Origin of the sequence: Burkholderia sp. Ax-1724 (assembly GCF_011752995.1) — a bacterium.
Taxonomy (GTDB): Bacteria; Pseudomonadota; Gammaproteobacteria; order Burkholderiales; family Burkholderiaceae; genus Paraburkholderia.
In genome coordinates this window covers 1-625 of record NZ_VWWL01000064.1, presented here as the reverse complement: position 1 = coordinate 625, position 625 = coordinate 1, and the positions used below count along the sequence as shown (strand labels likewise).

At 62.4% G+C, this 625-nt stretch carries 1 pseudogene; it reads left to right on the top strand.

The features are described 5' to 3' along the window. Positions 1–625 (top strand): annotated as a pseudogene (locus F3J19_RS33140) (threonine ammonia-lyase, biosynthetic); the annotation flags it as partial.

Genomic DNA, 625 nt, shown 5'->3' with positions numbered 1-625 from the left:
TGACGCTGAACGAAGTGGGCCTGTTCTCCGATGGCACGGCGGTCAAGCTCGTCGGCGAGGAAACCTTCCGCCTGTGCAGCGAGTATCTCGACGAAGTGCTGCTCGTGAATACCGATGCACTGTGCGCCGCGATCAAGGACGTGTTCCAGGACACGCGCAGCGTGCTCGAACCAGCCGGTTCCTTGGCGGTGGCCGGTGCGAAGCAGTATGCCGAACGGGAGGGCATCGAAAATCAGACGCTGATCGCGATCACCTCGGGCGCGAACATGAACTTCGACCGCATGCGCTTCGTCGCCGAGCGCGCCGAAGTCGGTGAAGCGCGCGAGGCGGTGTTTGCAGTGACGATCCCCGAAGAACGCGGCAGCTTCAAACGCTTCTGCGAACTGGTCGGCACCCGCAGCGTCACCGAATTCAACTACCGGATCGCGGATGCCAATTCGGCGCACATCTTCGTCGGCGTGCAGATCCGCAACCGCAGCGAGTCGGCGCAGATCGCGGGCGCATTCGAAGCCCACGGTTTTGCCACCGTCGATCTCACACTCGATGAACTCTCGAAGCAGCACATCCGCTACATGGTCGGTGGACGCTCGCCGCTCGCTCTCGATGAACGCCTGTTCCGCTTCGA